Genomic DNA, 19,450 nt, shown 5'->3' on the forward strand with positions numbered 1-19,450 from the left:
CATTGAAATCACGTATTGCTCATCGTGAAATCTTGCATCGGTGAGGCAGGTCACGTCAAGTGGGTCTCGCGTGGCGATCTTCGCCGAGTTTCGGGACATCTGTTCCGCGAGTTCTCGCGGAATTCGAGCGCTGTCCGGACTGCGGATAGCGTGTGCCGTGCGCCACTTCTGCGTGGTAACGTGATGAGAACTTGAAACCTTGATATCGCATCGTGGAATCAGTGAAGATTCTTTTCCGGTTCATCTCTTACCCCACGTCTTTCCGCGCCCGCGAGCGCACGAAAGGGACACGACCATGACTCACAGCGGACGGCACTTCCTGCAGATCCCCGGCCCCAGCAATGTTCCGGATTCTGTGCTGCGTGCGATCTCCTATCCCACGATCGATCACCGCGGACCGGAGTTCCAGGAGCTCTTCTCCCACGTCCTCGCCGGCATGGGCGACATCTTCGGCACTGCCAACCAGGTCGTCATCTACCCGGCGACGGGCACCGGCGCGTGGGAAGCCGCGCTGGTCAATACGCTGAACGCAGGCGATGAGGTCCTCTTCTTCGAGACCGGACACTTCTCCACCCTCTGGACCGGACTGGCGGAGAAGTGGGGGCTGAAGCCCACGGTCATCCCCGGTGACTGGCGCACGGGCGCAGACCCGGACAAGGTCCGCGAGGTGCTCGCCGCGGACACCGACCACCGCTTCAAGGCCATCTGCGTCGTCCACAACGAGACCTCGACCGGCGTCACGAGCCGCATCCCGGAGATCCGCCGCGCGATCGACGAATCCGGCCATCCGGCACTCTTCATGGTCGACACGATCTCCTCGCTGGGCTCCGTCGACTACCGCCACGACGAGTGGAAGGTCGACGTCACCGTGTCCGGGTCGCAGAAGGGCCTCATGCTCCCGCCCGGCATCTCCTTCAACGCCGTCAGCCAGAAGGCGCTCGACGCCCACAAGCACTCCACGCTGCCCAAGTCCTTCTGGGACTGGACGGAGATGCTCGCCTCCGGGAAGAACGGCCAGACGCCGTACACACCGAACACCAACCTGCTCTACGGGCTCAAGGAAGCCCTGCGGATGCTGAACGAGGAGGGCATGGACAACGTCTTCGCCCGCCACCAGCGCTTCGCCAAGGCCACCCGCGCCGCGGTCGAGGCCTGGGGCCTCGAGGTGCTCTGCACCAACGAGGACGAGCACTCGCCCGTCCTCACCGCCGTCATCATGCCGGAGGGCCATGACGCGGACGAGCTGCGGAAGATCATCCTCGACAAGTTCAACATGTCGCTGGGCGCCGGCCTGTCCAACCTCAAGGGCACGGTCTTCCGCATCGGCCACCTGGGTGACCTGAGCGACCTCACGCTCGCCGGCACCCTCGCCGGTGTCCAGATGGGCCTCCAGCTGGCCGGCGTCCCGATCAAGCAGGGCGGCCTCGAGGCGGCCCTCGACGTCCTCAAGGACAAGTGACCCCCTGATGAGCGGCTTCATCGCAGACCTCACGACCAGCATCGAAGGCACCGTCGACACGTCTGATCGCCGACGCGCCGAGTATGCGGTGGACGCCTCGAACTACCGCGTCGTCCCGCAGGTGGTCGCGTTCCCCAAGACCACCGCGGACGTCGTGTCCATCCTCGACGTGGCCCGCAGCCACAAGGTGCCGATCACCTCGCGCGGCGGCGGCACCTCGCAGGCGGGCAACGCGATCGGCACGGGCATCGTCATCGACTTCTCCCGTCACCTCAACAAGGTGCTGGACGTCGACCCCACCACGAAGACCGCACGGGTGCAGCCCGGCGTCCTCATGAGCGAGCTGCAGAAGGCCGGTGCCCCGCACAGCCTGCGATTCGGACCCGACCCCTCGACGAAGAACCGCGCGACGATCGCCGGCATGATCGGGAACAACTCCTGCGGCCCGCATGCCATCTCCTACGGCCGCACCGTCGACGTCACTGTGCAGATGGACGTCATCGACGGGATGGGGCGCCAGTTCACAGCGGGGGAGGGGCTGGCCCCCGTCCCCGGCCTGGCCGACCTCGCGGCACGCAACCTCGCTGTCATCCGCACGGAGTTCGGCCGCTTCAGCCGCCAGGCATCCGCTTATGCGCTGCAGCACCTGCTGACGGAGAACAAGCCGAACCTCGCGAAGTTCCTCGTGGGCAGCGAGGGCACACTCACCACCATCACGGAAGCGGTCGTCTCCCTGGGCGATGTGCCGAACTCACCGACCGTGCTCGCCCTGGGCTACCCGGACATGTTCGAGGCCGCGGATGCGGTGCCGCGCGTCCTGCCGCACAAGCCGCTGGCCGTCGAGGGCATCGACTCCCGCCTCATGGACATGGTCCGCGCCCACAAGGGTGCGGACGCGGTCCCGGAGCTGCCGGCAGGAGCCGGCTGGCTGCTGATCGAGGTGGGTGGGGCCTCGGCGGCGGAGGCAGTCGCGAACGCGCAGGCGATCGCGGCCGATTCCGGCACCGATTCCTACCGCATCATCCCCGCCGGCAAGGAGGCCTCCACCCTGTGGGGCATCCGCGCCGACGCCGGTGGTCTGGCGGGCCGGACCGTGACGGGCGACCCCGCCTGGACCGGCTGGGAGGATGCCGCCGTGCCGCCCGAGGTCCTGGGCGACTACCTGCGCGAGCAGGACGACCTCATGGACAGCTACGGGGTACAGGGCCTGCCGTACGGCCACTTCGGCGACGGCTGCGTGCACATGCGCACCGACTTCCCGTTCGACCAGCCGAACGGCACGCAGGTCTTCCGCGACTTCCTCATGGACGCGGGCCGCCTGGTCGCCAAGTTCGGGGGATCGGCTTCCGGCGAGCACGGTGACGGCCGCGCGCGCTCCGAACTGCTGTCCCTGCAGCACTCGGACGAGGCGATCACCGCTCTGCAGGAGGTCAAGCAGCTCTTCGACCCGCAGAACCTGCTCAACCCCGGCGTCATCGTCGACCCGCTGCCGCTGGATCAGGACCTGCGCCGTCCGCAGGCGATCTCCATCGGGGCGACGCCCGGAGGCTTCTCCTTCTCCCACGACAAGGGCAGCTTCACCAACGCCGTCCACCGCTGCGTGGGCGTGGGCAAGTGCCGGGCGGACATCTCCGGATCCGGCGGGTTCATGTGCCCGTCGTACATGGCGACGCAGGACGAGAAGGATTCGACGCGCGGGCGGGCGCGCGTCCTGCAGGAGGTCACCAACGGCGGCCTGATCGACGACTTCAACAGTGCCGCGGTGCACGAATCGCTGGACATGTGCCTCAGCTGCAAGGCGTGTGGCAGCGACTGCCCGGCCGGTGTGGACATGGCGCAGTACAAGTCGGAGGTCCTCCATCGCACGTATAAGGGAAAGGTGCGGCCGATCACGCACTACTCCCTGGGCTGGCTGCCCCTGTGGGGGCGCGCTCTGACGGCGGTGCCGGGAGTGACGACGCTGGCGAACGCCGCGCTGTCGTTCCGGCCGCTGGCGAAGCTGGTGCTGGCCGGCGGCGGGATGGACACCCGGCGCGGGATGGTCGAGTTCAACACGCGGCGCTTCTCCCGGTGGGCGAAGAAGAACGTGGGCAGCGGTGCAGTGCGTCGGGATGAGCTGATGCGCGACGAGTACGTGAAGACCGGCGATGTGCGGCGCGGCGAGAAGCCGCAGGTGCTGCTGTGGGCGGACTCGTTCTCCGAGTACCTGGACGATGCGGGTGCGCGGGCGACGGTGGAGGTGCTCGAGGCGTCCGGCTTCGAAGTCCTGCTGCCGCCGTCGCAGGCGTGCTGCGGACTGACGCTGATATCCACGGGCCAGCTGGATGCGGCGCGGTCGCGGCTGACGAACACGATGGAGGTGCTGGCGCCGTACGCGCAGAAGGGGATCCCGATCGTGGGGGTCGAACCCAGCTGCACCGCCGTGCTGCGCAGCGACCTGGTGGATCTGTTCCCGGAGGACGCGCGGGCGAAGGCCATTGCGGCTCGCACCCGGACCGTCGCCGAGGTCCTGGTCGAGGCCGAGGTGTCGGTGCCGGATCTGACGGGCAAGACGATCGTGGTGCAGCCGCACTGCCACCAGTACTCGGTGATGGGCTTCGGCGCGGACAGCGAGTTGCTGGAGCGCACGGGCGCGACCGTACGTCAGTTGTCCGGCTGCTGTGGTCTGGCGGGCAACTTCGGGATGGAGGCCGGGCACTACGAGGTGTCCGTCGCCGTTGCGGAGAACGCTCTGCTGCCGGCGCTGCGCGATGCGCCGGAGGACTCGATCTATCTGGCGGACGGGTATTCCTGCCGGACGCAGGCGAGCGATCTGACGAACGTGCAGGGTGTGACGCTGGCGCAGCTGCTCACGGGTGTGGGTGCTGAGGGCGGGTACACGGCGCGGGCGACGAAGCTGCCGGACTCGCCGAAGATCGCGGAGACGGCGCGGGTCGCGGAGGCTGCTGGGGTGTGAGGGCGGGACTGCGCATTCGCGCCCAGCTGGCACTGACGACAGGTGTGGGGGAGGGCCCCATGATCGGGTGTCGCTGAAGCCACTCGATGACCGCCAATACCGTACCAAATGTGGTACGGTATTGGCCTGCTGGGAGGGGTGGCGTGATGGGATATCGACGAGACCTGTGGGAGATCGCAGTCGAGCATCATGGGGTTGTGACCGTTCCTGGCGCCGAGGACGCGGGGGTGCCGCCGGTGGAGGTGCGAAAGCTCGCTCATCGAGGCGCTCTGCGTTCCTACGGCAAGGGGGTGTACGTGCACCGGGACGTTCCCGTGACCGAACTGACTCAGCCGGCGGTGGCGACAGCGCTCGCGGGACAGTCCTCCTTCCTGCACCGTGATGCGGTGCTGGATCTGCTGGGCCTGGGGCAGCTCAACCCGTCGCGGATTCGGGTCGGAACTCGTCGCCGAGTGCGGCGAACTCTGCCCGACTGGATGGACCTCGAGGCGCGGAGCGATGTGGCCGACGACGACCTGACGCACTACGAGGGCATTCCGGCCACCACGGTTGGCCGTGCGTTGGCGGACATGCGCGACCGCATGCCGCGGGAGCGCTGGAACTCTCTGGTCGAGGAGGCCCTGCGCCGTGAACTGCTCGACGAGCAGGCGCGGGGCGCTCTGATGAGCGAACGGCACACCACATGAGCGCGGTTGCTCCGCCGACCACGATCGCGCAGCTCAACGAACGTCTCGAGGAGGTGGCGCGCGAGTTCGGGGTGCCCGTCGCACGCGCGCGCCGGATGCTCTGCACTCTCATCGTGTCGCAGATGCTGCCCGACTCCGTTGCGGTGAAAGGCGGGATGGGAGTGAAGCTCCGGCTGGGGGAGCGTGGGACCAGGGCCACGGCTGATCTGGACGTTTCGACGCACCGGCGCGGCGACGACTTCGAGAAGAAGTTTCGCACGATGTTGGCGCAGGGCTGGGGTGAGGTTCCCGCGTCTCGAGGTGCATTGCGCAAAGACCCTGCCGCACCGAATCGCGTGGCATTCACCGCCGCATTGAAGCCAAGGCCGCTGCACGATCCCGGGCTCAGCCAGCCCCAGTACGTGATGCATCCCTACCGCGTGACGATATCGTTCCTCGGTCGGGAATGGTCTGCGCTGGACGTTGAAGTCTCCGATCCGGAAATCGAGGCGCACGCGCACTCGCCGCGAAAGATCGATGGCGACCTCGCTGTGTTCACTTCGGTCTTCGCCTTCGGAGAGTTGCGACCGGTGGAGCTTATCGACCTGGAGCACCAGATCGCACAGAAGATCCATGCAGTGACTGATCTGGACTACACGCGTGCGCATGACTTGGTTGACCTGCAGCTGCTGTGCACTGCGAATCCCGACCTGATTGCAGTGCGGGAGTTCTGCACGCGCACGTTCGCTTTCCGCGGTGCACAGTCTTGGCCGCCATTGCCCGTGCGCCCCATGGGTGATTGGGCAGTCGCGTATGACGTCGCCCGCGAAGAGACAGAAGTCGACGGAGGCGCCGCGGTGAAAGAGGGCATCGAATCGGCGCGAGAGTGGTTCAGGCAGCTGGTCCTATCGGTAGACGCAGCAGTACAGGGATGACGGTGTCTCAGCCGGCAGCTCGGCACCGCAGCCACCGGGTGGATCGTGTGGTCCCGCCGTCGAGTTCTTCGAGGAACTCCCGAGCGAAAGAGTCATGGCCGTGCTCGTCGATCGCCTGCAGCGCGCGGCTGAGTTCGCCGGAGAGGACGGCAGTGCGCAGGTTCCGGTGGCGGGCGACGTTCTCTGCGGGTGTCTCTTCGGCTTCGAGTGTCCGCAGGTTCAGCGACATGCAGAGCTTCACCTGCATCGTGATCTGCGTGTAGCTCGCGACGATCCGTGAACTGCCGCAGAGTCGGACCAGTTCTGTGTGGAAGGCGTAGCTCGCTTCGACGCGGCGATAGGCGTCAGTGCCGTCCTCGAACTCCCGCGCCAAGTCCTCCAGCGCGTCATCCAGCCGTGCGGTGTCGACGGTCGTCACGTCCTCCGTGAACCGGTACAAGTGATCGACCGCCATCCGTTCGAGACCCTCGCGGAAGGTGAGGATCTCGAAGACGTCGTTCTGGGAGAGCTCGGCGACTCGGACACCCGCTCGTGGGCGACGAACGACCAGTCCCGAGCCCTCGAGGATGCGCAGTCCTTCGCGCACCGGGGCACGGGAGACCCCCAGCCGTTCACAGAGGTGCTCTTCGACCAGACGGTCGCCCGGACCCAGCTCCCCGCGGAACACGAGTTCGCTGATCCGATCTGCTGCGAGCTCCGCCAGACTGGGACTCTCGATGCGCGCATCCGATTGGAACGCGTCTGCTGTCGTCATCCCTGGAGTCCTCCCTGCATGTACACACGTGCACCGTCTGGTCTATTGTAGACAATCGACAGTGATGTGACGCACAGTGAGGTGGAAGATGTCCGCAGACGCAGCGAATACGCAACCGACGGAGGGGCTGGCACGGACGACGGCCTCGCGCGCGGATGGTTCAACCGGCACCTCGGCCGGACCTCTGTCCGGCATCACGGTCCTGGAGATCGGCGTCTTCATCGCCGGCCCCTACGCCACGATGCAGCTGGCTGACATGGGCGCGCGCGTCATCAAGATCGAGACGCCGGGCACCGGTGACTCACTGCGCGCCTCAGGCCCGATGATCGACGGACATTCGAGCCCGTTCATCCGGCTCAACCGCAACAAGGAATCCATCGTCCTCGACCTGAAGTCCGACGACGGACGAGCCACGCTGCGCGCTCTGCTCAACGAGGCAGACGTGCTGGTGGAGAACCTTCGCCCCGGTTCGCTGAAGAAGATGGGTTTCGGCTACGACGACCTCAGGGAGGCGTTCCCGGGACTGGTGTACGCCTCGGCATCGGGGTGGGGTCAGGACGGCCCGCTCTCACCACTGGCAGGTCTGGACATCATGGCGCAGGCGCGCTCCGGCCTCATGAGCATCACCGGGTTCCCGGACCAGCCGCCGGCAAAGGTCGGTGTGCCGATCTCCGACCTCACAACGGCTCTGTACATGGCGCTGGGCATCGTGTCCGCGCTCTACGAGCGGAAGGAATCGGGGCTGGGGCAGTACCTCGACGTGTCCCTCTTCGAATCAGCGGTGTCACTGGCGGTGTGGGAAGCCGGAAGCTACTTCGGTGCAGGCGTCGTGAGCCGCCCGAACGGTTCCGCCCACCAAGCGCAGGCCCCGTACCAGGCAGTCATGGCCAAGGACGGGTACGTGACGATCGGGGCGAACGCTCCGGCGACGTGGAAGCGGTTCTGCCAGGCGTTCGACCTCGCGGACCTTGAAGACCACCCCAAGTACGCGGAGCCTGCCTCGCGGATGGAGAACCGGGACGCACTCATCGCCGTCATCGAGGATCGCTTCCGCACGCGGACCATCGACGAGGTCGTCGAGGAGATGAACCGTGTGGGCGTGCCAGTCGCCCCCATCAACGACTACGAGCAGGTCTTCCACGACGAGCACCTGAACGCGCGTGGCTACTTCTGGACCTCGCAGCATCCCGAGCTGGGAGAGGTGGCGCAGCTGGGGAACCCGATGCGCTTCTCGCGGTCGGCGATGACACAGGGGAACGCTGGCCCGGCACTGGGCGCGGACACCGAACGGGTGCTCGCAGAGATCGCGATGAACTCGAAGGAAGGCTGACCATGACCGATCATCTGCTCACAGAGGTCCGCGGTGCGGCCCTCCACGTGACGTTCAACCGTCCCGATGCGCGCAACGCGATGACTTTCGAGATGTACCAGGGTCTGGCCGAGGCCTGCGAGCGCGTCGATGCGGACCCGTCGCTGCGCGTGCTGGTGCTGCGCGGCGCGGGCGGTCGTGCGTTCGTCGCGGGGACTGACATCGCGCAGTTCAGAGGCTTCACCGGCGAGGACGGCGTCGAATACGAGAAGAAGATCGACGCGGTGCTGGGCGCACTGGCCGCGGTGAACAAGCCGGTCATCGCAGTGATCGACGGGCATTGCGTGGGCGGTGGACTGGGGATCGCCAGCTGTGCTGATGTGCGCGTCGCGTCGCCCGCTGCGTCGTTCTCCGTGCCGATCGCGAAGACGCTGGGCAACACACTGTCGGCCAATACCCTGCGCCGGCTTGTGCGGGCGTTCGGTGAGCCGCGGGCGGCGTCGATGCTGCTGACGGCCAGGCGGGTCGATGCGCAGGAGGCGCTGCTGAGCGGATTCCTCATGGAGATCGCCGAGGACCTAAATGAGGCGGCGGACCGGGTCATCGAGCGAGTCGCGAGTGGTGCTCCGCTGACGCAGTGGTCGATCAAGGAGAATCTGCGCCGTCTGAATGCCGGGGGAGAGGTCGACGATTCGGACGTCGTGTCCACGGTGTACGGCAGCGAGGACTTCGCGACAGCCGTCGAGGCGTTCCTGTCGAAGACTCCGATGGAGTGGCAGGGGAAGTAGCCCAGCGTTTCTGGTGGTGCAGGGCAGTGGAGCGGGGCCTTCCGATGGGAGGGCCCCGCTCCACTGTCACCCGGCGATCTGGGTGGTGGGGCCGAGGGTGTGCCACCCGCGGCTGTGATAGACGAGCGGCGGCTCCGCGTCCCTGTGCGGGTCCGCGTGGTGTCCACCGATCTCGTCGCCCTCGACCATGAAGAGCGTGGCGCCCTTGGCCGGCAGCGTGCCGATGATGCTGCCGCGGATCCATGCGGCCGCCTCGCGGAAGACGACCTCACCCGTGGGCAGGCGATCCCAGAGGCTGGTGTCTGCAAAGCGATCGATGCCGCTCGTCGCGCCGAGCTTGGCGAGGTGGAGCTGATGCGCGCTCAGCAGGTGCACCACGACGCTCGAGGACCGGAGGAGCGCGGGCGTGCTCGAGGAGTTCTTCGAAGCGGAGAACGCGACGGTCGGCGGGTTCGCGTCGACGGAGCAGACCGAAGTTGCAGTCATAGCGACGGGACCGTCGCCGGGGTCAGCAGTGACCACGGCGACGCCGGCAGGATGATTGCGGAATGCCGTGACAAAGCTGTCAGTCAGTGAGGACTGGGCTACTGCTGTGGTCATCGTTGAGTCCAATCGTTCGGAACGTGCCATCTCGACCGTGTGATGCACGCTACGGAACGGACTCGGAGACCGCGTGCGGGCGTGCAACCGAACAACATGAAACGTCATATGGGGACATGAACGGTTCAGTGGACGGTGGATTCATGGCGGGCTACCCATCCCGTTCGTGCTCCTGGCCGTGCATGATGGTGGAGGAACGCGACGAGGGGATCCGCCATGACTGAAGCCGAGAAGTCATCAGAGCAGCGCACGAACGAATACGGGCGACCAGTGGGCCCGACGGTGGCCGACTGGGCCCCGGTCGATGCGCCCGGGCCTGTGACGTTGGAAGGTCGCTACTGCAGACTCGAGCCGCTCGATGCGGGCAGGCATGCAGATCAGCTCTTCGAGGAGTACGTGGACACGGACCCTGCTGACTGGACGTACATGTCTGTGGGGCCGTTCTCTGCGCGGGAGGCGTACAGGGAGTGGGTCGAGTCTGCTGCTGCGAGCACCGATCCGCGGTTCTATGCGGTGGTCAATGGGGTGTCCGGTGGGGCGCTGGGGACGGTGTCGCTCATGCGGCAAGACCTGGCGAACGGCGTGATCGAGGTCGGCAACATCATGTACTCGAAGCGGGTGCAGCGCACGCCGATCTCCACTGAAGTCCAGTATCTGCTCATGAGGTACGTCTTCGACGAGCTCGGCAACCGCAGGTACGAGTGGAAGTGCGACAACCTCAACAAGCCTTCGCGCCGGGCGGCGGCACGGCTGGGCTTCACGTACGAGGGGACATTCCGTCAGGCCGTCGTCTACAAGGGGCGCAGCCGGGACACTGCGTGGTTCTCGATGATCGACAACGAGTGGCTGCGTAATCGGGACGGATTCGAAGAGTGGCTGGACCCGGCGAACTTTGATGACAGCGGGAGTCAGCGCGGGTCGTTGAAAGTGGGTTGACGGGCGGGGCGTCTAGCAGCCTTGTGCCTGGATGTTGGGGTGAGAGTTGTTGGGGGCTACACTAAACGAACCAATCGCAAGGCATTTGCGAGTTGAGCAGTTGAGGAGCGCCGCCATGACCGCACAAGAAACGCTTGCGTCATCGACCTATAGTGCGAGCGATACGCAGCAGCTGGGCCGCGTCTACGACATGCTCACTGCTGACGAAGAGCTCAATCCCGTGCCGCGCTATTACCTCGTCGGCTCTGCGAAAGAGGATCCGGTCGAGCTCCCGGAGGAGGTCTACCAGGTGCTGCACCGTGTCGTGGACGCGATGCAGAAGGGCCTGTCGGTGACCGTCTCGCCTACCTCGCAGACGCTGACCACCCAGCAGGCCGCCGACCTCCTAGGAATCAGCCGGCCGACGCTGATCAAGGCGCTCGACGGTGGCAAGCTGCCGTACACGCGTTCCGGCTCGCACCGGCGGATTGCCCTCACCGATGTCCTCGACTACCGCGAGAGGCGGCGGCGGGAGCAGTATGCGGCGATCGATGCGCTGGCGGTCGATGTCGATGAGGCGACAGACATCGATCAGACGCTGGCGGACTTGAAAGCAGCGCGAAAGGCCGTCGCGGCGAAGCGGCGGGCTGGCTGAACGTGCTGACATAGGCTGGCTGTGTGTTTGCCGCCGTTCTCGACACCAGTGTGCTGTGGCCCAGCCTGCAGCGGGACTTCCTACTGTCACTGGCAGCCGAAGGCAGTTACAGAGCGAGGTGGAGTTCAGCGATCCTCGATGAGCTCGTCTATCACGAGGCGAAGAAGCTGATCGAGCGAGGAGCCCCGGAGAACGAAGCCGAGCGAGCTGCTCGGAGATTAATCGACCAGATGTCGGGGGCGTTCGACGATGCGCTTGTCACCGACTGGGGGCCGCTGGACGGCACCTACGGATTGCCGGACCCCGACGACGAGCACGTCGTTGCCGCGGCTGTGATGGGAAACGCCGAAGTCATCGTCACCGAGAATCTCAAGCACTTCCCAGAGGCGAAGCTCCCCGCGTCGATCCGTGCGGTACCGGCGAGGGACTTCGTCTATGACACCGTGCAACAGCACCTCACGCAGGCATGTAGGGCCGTGATCGCGATATGCGAGCGCAGCGGACGGCACGGTCCGAAGCTGACAGCATCCGGTCTGCTGACGATTCTCGACGAGCGGTACAAGATGACGACGACTGCAGAACTTCTATCCGTCGCCCCGGGATTGCGCGACGCACTCCAGTGAGCGTTACTGATCCAACCGGCGACCGCGAGACGGTGTGGATCGGTAAATACCGTGTCCTACACTCTCGGTTCATCCGAGGCCGCGGTGACCAGCGTCAGCCAGCCCCTCCTACCGCGAACCATCCTTGATCTGCCCGTACGACAGCGCACCCCAGAAGTCGCCTCGCACATATCGTTGCTGAGGCTCCGGAGCGAAGTCCCACGGCCTCGACGTCCCCGACTGCAGCGCGCCTGCCACCAGACGGCGCCGGTCCTGGCTCGCCAGGACGGAGGATTCGAGCTCACCGAGGTCGTAGCGCCCCTCCAGCTCCGTGCGCATCCTGTCAGCAACCTCGGCGTACGCCAGATCCTCCGCCTTGTTTACCAGCTCATCCGGGTCAGCCTCCAGGTCGAACAGCTGATCGGGATCACCGGGGCACAGCACGAACTTGTGCTGCCCGCGCACCAGCGTGAGCTGCGGCCGGTACGTGCCCTCCGCCAGATACTCGATGACGACCGCACGATCGTCGGGACCACTCGTTCCGGACGTCTCCCGTCGCATCGACTCGAGCAGCGACAACCCCGCACGCCCCTCGGCGACCGCCTGCTCAGCAGCGCCGGCAACCGAACCGCTGGCAGCCGCCGCGGCCTCGGCAGCCGAACCGGCGCCGGCATCCGCCACGGCCTCGGCGGCGGTTCCGGTCCTCGCACCCGCACCCGCCAGCTCCTCCAGCGTTGCCCCCAGATCCAGCAGGCTCACCGGGTTCGCGAACCGCCCATTAGGCACCAGACCCTCCGGCCCCCACATGATCAGCGGCACCCGCGCCGACTGCTCATACGGCGACATCTTGTACCAGAGCCCCTTCTCGCCCAGCATGTCTCCGTGATCGCTCGTCACAATCACAACGGTGTTCTCCGCCAGGCCCAGCTCCTCCAGGCGCGCGCGGATCCGCCCCACGTGGTCGTCGATGTACGCCACCGCCGCGTAGTACGCATGCCGCGCCCGGCGGACCTCCTCGATCGTCGGCTCCCGCTCATCGAACCCGCACATCGTCCGCAGCCGGTGCGAATGCGGATCCTGCGCGACATCAGGCACCTCCGGATGCGCCGGGTCCGGGATCTGCCCCTCGAAGAAGCGGTCCCAGTGCTCGCGCGGCGGCTCGTACGGATCATGCGGGTGGATGAACGACGTGACCATGAGGAACGGCTGGTCCTCACCCGCCGCCTGATTCGCCCGCACCCGGTCGTTCAGGTGCCGCAGCGCATGGAAGCCCACCTCGTCATCGAAGTCCTGCTGGACGCTGGCGGTGGACACTCCGGCCTCGTAGACGGGATCCGCGTTGTGGTACCACTGCAGACGATCCTTCAGCGGCCGCTCCCAGTCCGGCACCATGTCCATGTCCGCCGGATACACGTCCGTCGTGAGCCGCTGCTCGAACCCGTGGTGCTGGTCCGGCCCGATGAAGTGCATCCGCCCCACGAGCGCGGTGTGGTAGCCCCGGGCCCGCAGCCGGTGCGCGAACGTCGGTTCCGATGCCGCGAAGTCATCGCCGTTGTCGAAGCAGCCCAGATCCGACGGCAGCTTCCCCGTCATCATCGACGCGCGCGACGGCGCACACAGGGGAGTGGTGCAGTACGCCCGGTCGAACACCGCGCCCTCGGCCGCCAGCGCGTCCATGTGCGGAGTGCGCGCGGCCGCATCGCCGTACGCGCCCAGCGCTTGCGCCGCCATCTGGTCTGCCTGGATCACTACGATGTTGGGTGGCGTCATGATGCGTCACGTCCTTTCGGGAGATTACGTACGAGGTGAGTTCTGTGGGTGCGTGCTGCGGACCGGATCGAAGCGAGTCGAGGCCTCCGCCCGGCGGCGTGCCCGCTGCGGGAGAGACGGCCGGCCCGCCTGCCGCGCTGCTGGAACGGCTGACCGCGGCGGCCGGCAGCGATCTGCGCTTCGCCGGGCTGCCCGGTGGCAGCTTCCGCATGGGTGCCGAGGACGCTCTCGCCTACCCGGCCGACGGCGAGGGCCCCGTCCGCTCCGCCCGCGTCGCACCCTTCGCGATCGCGACGACGACGGTCACCACCGCCCAGTTCGCTGCCTTCGTGAAGGAGACCGGCCACCGCACCGACGCCGAGGTCCTGGGCACCTCGCTCGTCTTCTCCGGCCTCCTGCCCGCCGAGGTCCGGGCCGCCGCCCCAGCCGTCCTCGCCACCCCGTGGTGGCGAGAGGTCGCCGGTGCGACGTGGTTCCAGCCGGAGGGTCCTGGATCGAGCGTGGTCGCTGCTACCGATGCCGAGGCCCGGTCTGGAGCGGCTATCGAGGTCACCGACTCGTGCGGGCCGTCCGCAGACCGCGCCGCGCACCCCGTCACGCACGTGTCCCAGCGGGATGCGCTCGCCTACGCGGAGTGGGTGGGCGCCCGCCTGCCCACGGAGACCGAATGGGAGTACGCATCCCGCGGCGGCCTCGACCAGCAGCCCTACCCGTGGGGCGCGCAGCGCGAACCCGGCGGCGAGGTGCGCATGAGCACATTCCCCGGACAGTTCCCCGACGGCCCCACCGGGCCCGTCGGCACAGTGGCCGCCGACGCGTTCCCGCCCAACGGATACGGCCTCCACAACACGACCGGCAACGTGTGGGAGTGGACGGTCAGCACGTTCGGCGACGACGACCCTCGACCCGTTCTGCGCGGCGGCTCGTACATGTGCCACGCCTCCTACTGCCGTCGCTACCGCACGTCGGCCCGCACCGCCGCGAGCGCGGACACCTCGCTGGGGCACACGGGGTTCCGGCTCGCGGTGACGACGGACTGAGCGGACGCGCACGGCTGAGGCGCGCGCTCCTGGAGCCAGCGTGGCCGGGCTGCGCATCGCCGGCTCACCGGCCCGCGTCCTCGGCGGGTTCCGGGTCGGCACCGGTTGTGGGAACCTCGGCGGCGGTATCGTCCGAGTCATCCGTGTCGGAAGAGTCGCCGTTCGGGTCCGCCGGCGTCCAGCCGTCCTCCCATTCGCCGGTCTCGTAGTCGTAGCCCACCGGATTGCCGTCCTCGTCCGTGCGCTGATACCAGCCGGTGTAGTCCTCGTCCTCCGAATCGACGGACGCACCTGCGCCCTGACCGGGTTCGGTCTTGATGACCTGCAGGGCGAAATCGTCGCCGTAGCGGTCCACCCCGTCGACCACAGCGTTGCTCATGACGGTCTGCGCGTAGGTGTGGCGCAGGGTGTGCGGGTCCGTGCGCAGGTCGCGCAGCCACGCGACGATCGCCATCAGCATGATGATGGCGAACGGCACCGCCGTGACGATGACCAGCTGCTGCAGACCCTCGAGCGCCGTCGCATCGCCCAGCAGCAGCATGACCACGGCGATGCCGGACATCACGAGGCCCCAGAAGACGACGATCCAGCGGCGGGGCTCCTGGTCGCCGCGGGAGGTGAGCATGCCCATGACGACGGAGGCGGAGTCCGCGGAGGTGATGAAGAAGATCGCGAGCACGCCGATGCTCACCACGGACAGCCAGCCCAGGTTGGGGAGGCTGTCGAGCATGGTGAAGAAGACCTGGGGCGGGGCCATGTCGTTCGAGAAGCCCTCCGCCCCGTTCATGTACAGCCAGATCGAGGTGCCGCCCATGATGCCGTAGGCGACCAGCAGCAGCGTCGACGGGATGAAGATCGTGCCCAGCAGGAACTGGCGGATCGTGCGGCCGCGCGAGATGCGGGCGATGAAGATGCCGACGAACGGCGACCAGGAGATCCACCATGCCCAGTAGTAGATGGTCCAGGCGGATTGGAATGCGACGGTCTCCTCACCCCATGACAGGGAGCGGCCCAGCATGTCGAACATTGAGCCCAGGTACTCCATGAGGCCTGACGGCAGCAGGTTCAGCAGGAACAGCGTGGGACCGACGAACAGCACGATGGCCACGATGCCGACGGTCAGGACGATGTTGATGCTGGAGAGGTAGCGGATGCCGCGGGACACGCCGGACACCGCGGAGATCACGAAGCCCACCGTGAGGACGAGGATGACGATCACCGTCATGTTGTTCGACAGCGGGCCCGTGTCCGCCACCAGGCTCACGCCGGTGCCGATCTGCATCGCTGCGATGCCCAGGGCTGCAGCGGTGCCGAAGAGGGTCGCGATGATCGCGAAGATGTCGACGAGCTTGCCCGCGAACCCGTCGGTGTGGCGGTCGCCGAACAGTGTGCGGAAGATCGAGGACATGAGCAGGGCGCGACCGCGTCGGTAGGCGGCGTAGGCGACGGCACCGCCCACCAGCGCGTACATCGCCCAGGCGTGGAAGCCCCAGTGCAGGTACGTCTGCGCCATCGCGTGGTGGAGGGCCTGCGTGGACTCCGCCTCGTTCGTCAGCGGAGGTGGGGTGACGAAATAGGTGAGCGGCTCCGACGGGCCGAAGAACAGCACGCCGATCCCGATCCCGGCGGCGAAGAGCATCGCGACCCAGGAGAAGGTGGAGAACTCCGGCTTCTCGCCGTCTTTGCCCAGGACGATCCGGCCGTAGGGGGACAGCGCGATGCCCAGCAGCGCGACGAGGACGACGATCGCCACGAGGTTGAACAGCCAGCCGAGGTTGCGGGTCGCCCAGTCGTAGGCGGCGCCGGAGACGACACTGACGCTCTCCGTGTTGACGATGCCCCAGATGACGAACGCGACCGTGAGCGCACCGGCGATGACGAAGACCGTCTTGCCGAGGCTGTAGCGGCGGCGCTGCTCGTCGATGGAGATGCCGGGGACCAGCGCCGGGTGGATGTCGTGCGGGTAGTCGTTGTGCGGATAGCGGGGGCGCCGGTAGTCGAAGCGGCCCAGCTGCTCGCCGGCCCTGCGGCCCGCGCGCTTGGCGTCGTCCTTGATGCGGCGGGGTGCGGTGTCGCGGGAGTGCGAGGTGCGGGAGTCCGAGGTGGGTTCGTCGGGGGAGGTGGTCGCGTCGTCGTTCGTCGACTGCTGGTCGTCAGCCATTGCTGATGCAGCTCCTGTCGGTCGTCGGAGAGGAGTCGGTGGTCAGATGCGCGTGAGAGCTCAGATGCGCGTGAGAGCGGAGATGGGGGTGGGGCGGGCGGTGAGGGCGTGCCGGGCAGGATCCGTCGGCTCGTCCCGCCGGCTCGTCAGGGCTCGCCGCCCCACCAGCCGATGGCGGCAGCAGACCAGGAATCGTTCGCGTAGCCGATGGTCGGCCGCGGCGCGATGACGGCGGAATGACGGTTCAGAGAAGACACACGGCTGCCGAGGTCCTGTGCCCGTGTTCTGCACAGGCGTCCTGCGGGAGCATCCCTACCGTGCATACCGAGGATGCTACCGGCAAATTCTCAGGTCACAAGAGGCAGCGGCAAGAAGGAGCGAGAGACGCGTCTGGTCGCGGGTGAGCCGTCAATGCCGGATCTGACCGGTCACGTGAGCACAGGAAGTCGACGAATCGTGTGCTCACGTGACCGGTCGAATACCGTCGGCGGAGTGGCGCCGGGTTCCGTCAGGCCGGTGGGTTGGCGTCGATCCAGCTCACTCCCGGCTCAGTCTGCGATAGTGGCCGTCCACATCACCACGAAGGAGGATGGTCATGGGATTCCTGGGAAGACTGATCAGGGGCAGGGCGGCTCGTTCGGCGATCCGTGTGGTCCGCCGCGAGGCGTCGAAACCGCAGAATCAGGAGAAGGCCCGCCGTCTGATGGCCAGGTTCCGCCGCCGCTGAGGCGCCGGGCTGGGGCGCAGCAGCATGAGGGCTCGCCCGGCCTTCTGCTGAGAGCGCCGCTGGCAGTCATGATGGGCCGGCAAAGATTGTGGCCGAGGAATCTACCGTTCTGCAGCGTCGGCGACTACGAGGAGGTTCGTCAGGGGGATGATCTCCCGCCACCTGGTGCTGAGCTGGGTGTAGTTATCGAGAACAAGACTGACGATGTCCTCGCCGCTGAGTAAGCGCAGACCAGGTCGTTGGCGCTCAATTGTTCGTGCGTCTCTGCTGTAGTTCCCCAGGGTGATGAATAGGGAAAGGTCCCCCGACCCCTGTGTCCCGACGAGCTGCTGCACCTCAGGGGCGCCGACGGTGCTCGTCTGATGCTTGCACTGCACTTTGATCTGTGGCGGTTCAATGCCCAGGGGGTCCTTGTGGGCGATGACATCGACTCCGCCGTCTTGTGAGTACTGCGTTACCCGTGCTTGGTATCCGACGGCCCGCAGAAGCGCTGCGCTGAACTCCTCGAACTCGTCGTGGCGGATATTGCGGTGCAGCGTCTCCAGAATGAAATCGCGAGTATGCCGCTCAATGCGTGATGCACGAGGCTCATCTGTGGCATCCACGTCCTCAGTGTCGTCAGCGGCTCGGTCCACCTTTACGGAGAGAGTGTCAACGTTCGTCACGCCTGAGTTGAGTGCGGTGAGGAACTCGCTGGTGTGCTTTCGAATACGGAACACGGTGATGAAGGCTCCGATCTCATACAGAGCCGGTTGAGTGAAGACTGTTCTCGGTAGCCCGGTCCTTTTCCACTCGACACGGCGTCGGTGCTGATGCTCCGCTGCAGTCGGTTCGAAGTAGTAGTCGCCCGACACGATCCCAATGTTTATCGTGCTATCGGGCTTGTAGGGCGCGACGATCACATCGCCGATCTGGATGTCATGACAGAAGCGGTAGAGAACGCCTGCCTGGCTAGCGATGGACTGCGGTTTGCTGTCGGGGCTCGCTTCCGCCAGTGCGGCTCTGATCCCGTCGCGCCCGTTCGGAAGCACTTTGAGGTCGCCTACCTCTTGCCACCCCAGGCTGACGAAACCTTCATCAACGAGCTCCTCCGTCAGGGTGTCGTTGTGAATGCCCCACATCGTCATATGTCCCTCGTCTCATGATCCTTGACACCAGCATAGGTTGTTGCCTGAGTGCTCTACTCCGTACAGACAGCGCGATGTGTGACTTGCGCGTGGCTGGCCGAGGAGCAAGTTCGACCAGGGTCAACTTCGTATCGCTTGCCGCATGCCTCATTCACCCCGGCTTCTGCTGCTTGCGCCACTCCTTCGCGAACGTCCACACGAAGATGCCGACGATGAACGCGAGGGTGAGCCAGAGGGCGTACCTGTCGATGACCTCGAGGATGTCCACGGCGGCCTCGCCCAGCTGGTAGCCCAGCGTCGTCCAGATGAGCGTGAAGATGAGGCAGCCCAGCAGGTCCGCGATGAGGAACGGGGCCAGGCGCATCCGAGTCCAGCCCGCGGTCAGGTAGACGAGGGTTCCGGGGATGCCTGGACAGCGCGCGATGACGGTCATGAGGAAGAGCGCCCAGCCGGGGATCTCCTTGAGCTTCTGCACGCGCTTGAGCTGGCGTTCGTTCTGCGCGAACAGGCGCAGGATCCCGTCGCCCCATCTGCGGCCGGCCAGCCAGAACGCCCAGTCGAGCTTCGCCATGCCGAAGAAGCCCGCGAACACCACCAGCCACAGCGGGATCTCTCCGACGCGCGCGTACGCTGCCCCTGCGACGATGGCGGTCTTCGCCCCGTTGATGAACTCCTGCAGCACGGGTGCATTGGCGAGCATCCACGGCCGGAACGGCATGAGCCCCAGGTAGATGAAGGGGACGCCGATGATGATGACGAGAAGGACCTTGTCGAGCCGCGCGGCCTTTCCCTGCCACGGCTTGACCGCGGCCCAGGGGTCCTCCTCGGACGGCTTCTCATCCGCTGCGTCCGTTGGGTTCGAGGGGGTGGCCTCGTCGCCGAGGGGGCGATCGTCGCTCATCGTGCGGCTCCTGCAGGGGTGCGCGGGACGGTACTGCATGGGTGGGCGGGGACCACGCTACCGGAGGCGGCCGGGAGCCGGGTGCG

At 66.5% G+C, this 19,450-nt stretch carries 16 protein-coding genes; 10 read left to right on the plus strand and 6 right to left on the minus strand.

The genetic code is table 11. The annotated features are described in order from the left end of the window. The first annotated feature begins 295 nt into the window (after positions 1-295). From FM105_RS10545 to FM105_RS10560, 4 genes are all read left to right on the plus strand, one after another. Positions 296-1,459, plus strand: a complete 1,164-nt coding sequence (locus FM105_RS10545) for a pyridoxal-phosphate-dependent aminotransferase family protein (RefSeq protein WP_087007982.1) — start codon at positions 296-298, stop codon at positions 1,457-1,459. 7 nt (positions 1,460-1,466) lie between these two features. Then, positions 1,467-4,415: an FAD-binding and (Fe-S)-binding domain-containing protein gene (locus tag FM105_RS10550; RefSeq protein ID WP_087007984.1), complete on the plus strand. Its 2,949-nt coding sequence runs from the start codon at positions 1,467-1,469 to the stop codon at positions 4,413-4,415. An 86-nt stretch (positions 4,416-4,501) separates the two neighbouring features. Further along, complete coding sequence (locus FM105_RS10555) at positions 4,502-5,101, plus strand: type IV toxin-antitoxin system AbiEi family antitoxin domain-containing protein (protein ID WP_256970340.1); 600 nt, start codon at positions 4,502-4,504, stop codon at positions 5,099-5,101. Further along, the gene (locus tag FM105_RS10560; protein WP_256970341.1) at positions 5,098-6,015 is read left to right on the plus strand and encodes a nucleotidyl transferase AbiEii/AbiGii toxin family protein; all 918 of its coding nucleotides are present in this window, start codon (positions 5,098-5,100) and stop codon (positions 6,013-6,015) included. The genes FM105_RS10555 and FM105_RS10560 overlap by 4 nt, the downstream gene beginning before the upstream one ends. A 7-nt stretch (positions 6,016-6,022) precedes the next feature. Here the strand turns inward: FM105_RS10560 and FM105_RS10565 are convergent, their stop codons facing one another. Continuing rightward, positions 6,023-6,769, minus strand: a complete 747-nt coding sequence (locus FM105_RS10565; protein WP_087007986.1) for a GntR family transcriptional regulator — start codon at positions 6,767-6,769, stop codon at positions 6,023-6,025. A gap of 88 nt (positions 6,770-6,857) precedes the next feature. On the opposite strand from FM105_RS10565, the gene FM105_RS10570 reads away from it, so the two are divergent. Both FM105_RS10570 and FM105_RS10575 read left to right on the plus strand, forming a co-directional pair. Further along, the gene (locus FM105_RS10570) at positions 6,858-8,099 is read left to right on the plus strand and encodes a CaiB/BaiF CoA transferase family protein (RefSeq protein WP_087007988.1); all 1,242 of its coding nucleotides are present in this window, start codon (positions 6,858-6,860) and stop codon (positions 8,097-8,099) included. A 2-nt stretch (positions 8,100-8,101) separates the two neighbouring features. Beyond that, positions 8,102-8,866, plus strand: coding sequence for an enoyl-CoA hydratase (locus FM105_RS10575; protein ID WP_087007990.1), 765 nt, complete (start codon positions 8,102-8,104; stop codon positions 8,864-8,866). Between the two features lie 66 nt (positions 8,867-8,932). On the opposite strand, the gene FM105_RS10580 is transcribed toward FM105_RS10575, so the two are convergent. Beyond that, on the minus strand, positions 8,933-9,466 hold the full coding sequence (locus tag FM105_RS10580; protein WP_087007992.1) for a flavin reductase family protein: 534 nt from the start codon (positions 9,464-9,466) through the stop codon (positions 8,933-8,935). 216 nt (positions 9,467-9,682) lie between these two features. Between FM105_RS10580 and FM105_RS10585 the strand changes: the two genes are divergently transcribed. From FM105_RS10585 to FM105_RS10595, 3 genes are all read left to right on the plus strand, one after another. Beyond that, complete coding sequence (locus FM105_RS10585) at positions 9,683-10,402, plus strand: GNAT family N-acetyltransferase (protein ID WP_087007994.1); 720 nt, start codon at positions 9,683-9,685, stop codon at positions 10,400-10,402. A gap of 115 nt (positions 10,403-10,517) precedes the next feature. Then, a complete protein-coding gene (locus FM105_RS10590; RefSeq protein WP_087007995.1) occupies positions 10,518-11,036 on the plus strand; it encodes a helix-turn-helix domain-containing protein in 519 nt (172 codons plus the stop codon). Between the two features lie 23 nt (positions 11,037-11,059). Beyond that, positions 11,060-11,659 (plus strand): PIN domain-containing protein, encoded by a 600-nt coding sequence (locus FM105_RS10595; protein WP_087007997.1) that lies wholly within the window; start codon positions 11,060-11,062, stop codon positions 11,657-11,659. 108 nt (positions 11,660-11,767) lie between these two features. On the opposite strand, the gene betC is transcribed toward FM105_RS10595, so the two are convergent. Beyond that, positions 11,768-13,408, minus strand: coding sequence for a choline-sulfatase (gene betC, locus FM105_RS10600; protein WP_179207159.1), 1,641 nt, complete (start codon positions 13,406-13,408; stop codon positions 11,768-11,770). A 98-nt stretch (positions 13,409-13,506) separates the two neighbouring features. Here betC and FM105_RS10605 point away from each other — a divergent pair, with 98 nt between their 5' ends. Continuing rightward, entirely contained in the window at positions 13,507-14,448 is a 942-nt protein-coding gene (locus tag FM105_RS10605) for a formylglycine-generating enzyme family protein (RefSeq protein ID WP_256970342.1), read from the plus strand. Between the two features lie 64 nt (positions 14,449-14,512). On the opposite strand, the gene FM105_RS10610 is transcribed toward FM105_RS10605, so the two are convergent. The 3 genes from FM105_RS10610 to FM105_RS10620 all read right to left on the minus strand — a co-directional run bounded on the left by FM105_RS10610 (position 14,513) and on the right by FM105_RS10620 (position 19,364). Continuing rightward, complete coding sequence (locus tag FM105_RS10610) at positions 14,513-16,609, minus strand: BCCT family transporter (protein WP_087008001.1); 2,097 nt, start codon at positions 16,607-16,609, stop codon at positions 14,513-14,515. Positions 16,610-17,437: 828 nt separating this feature from the next. Continuing rightward, the gene (locus tag FM105_RS10615) at positions 17,438-18,463 is read right to left on the minus strand and encodes a restriction endonuclease (protein ID WP_087008003.1); all 1,026 of its coding nucleotides are present in this window, start codon (positions 18,461-18,463) and stop codon (positions 17,438-17,440) included. 151 nt (positions 18,464-18,614) lie between these two features. Next, positions 18,615-19,364: a DedA family protein gene (locus FM105_RS10620; RefSeq protein ID WP_087008005.1), complete on the minus strand. Its 750-nt coding sequence runs from the start codon at positions 19,362-19,364 to the stop codon at positions 18,615-18,617. Between the last annotated feature and the right edge of the window lie 86 nt (positions 19,365-19,450).

Source organism: Brevibacterium yomogidense (genome assembly GCF_900163715.1).
Classification (GTDB): Bacteria; Actinomycetota; Actinomycetes; order Actinomycetales; family Brevibacteriaceae; genus Brevibacterium; species Brevibacterium yomogidense_A.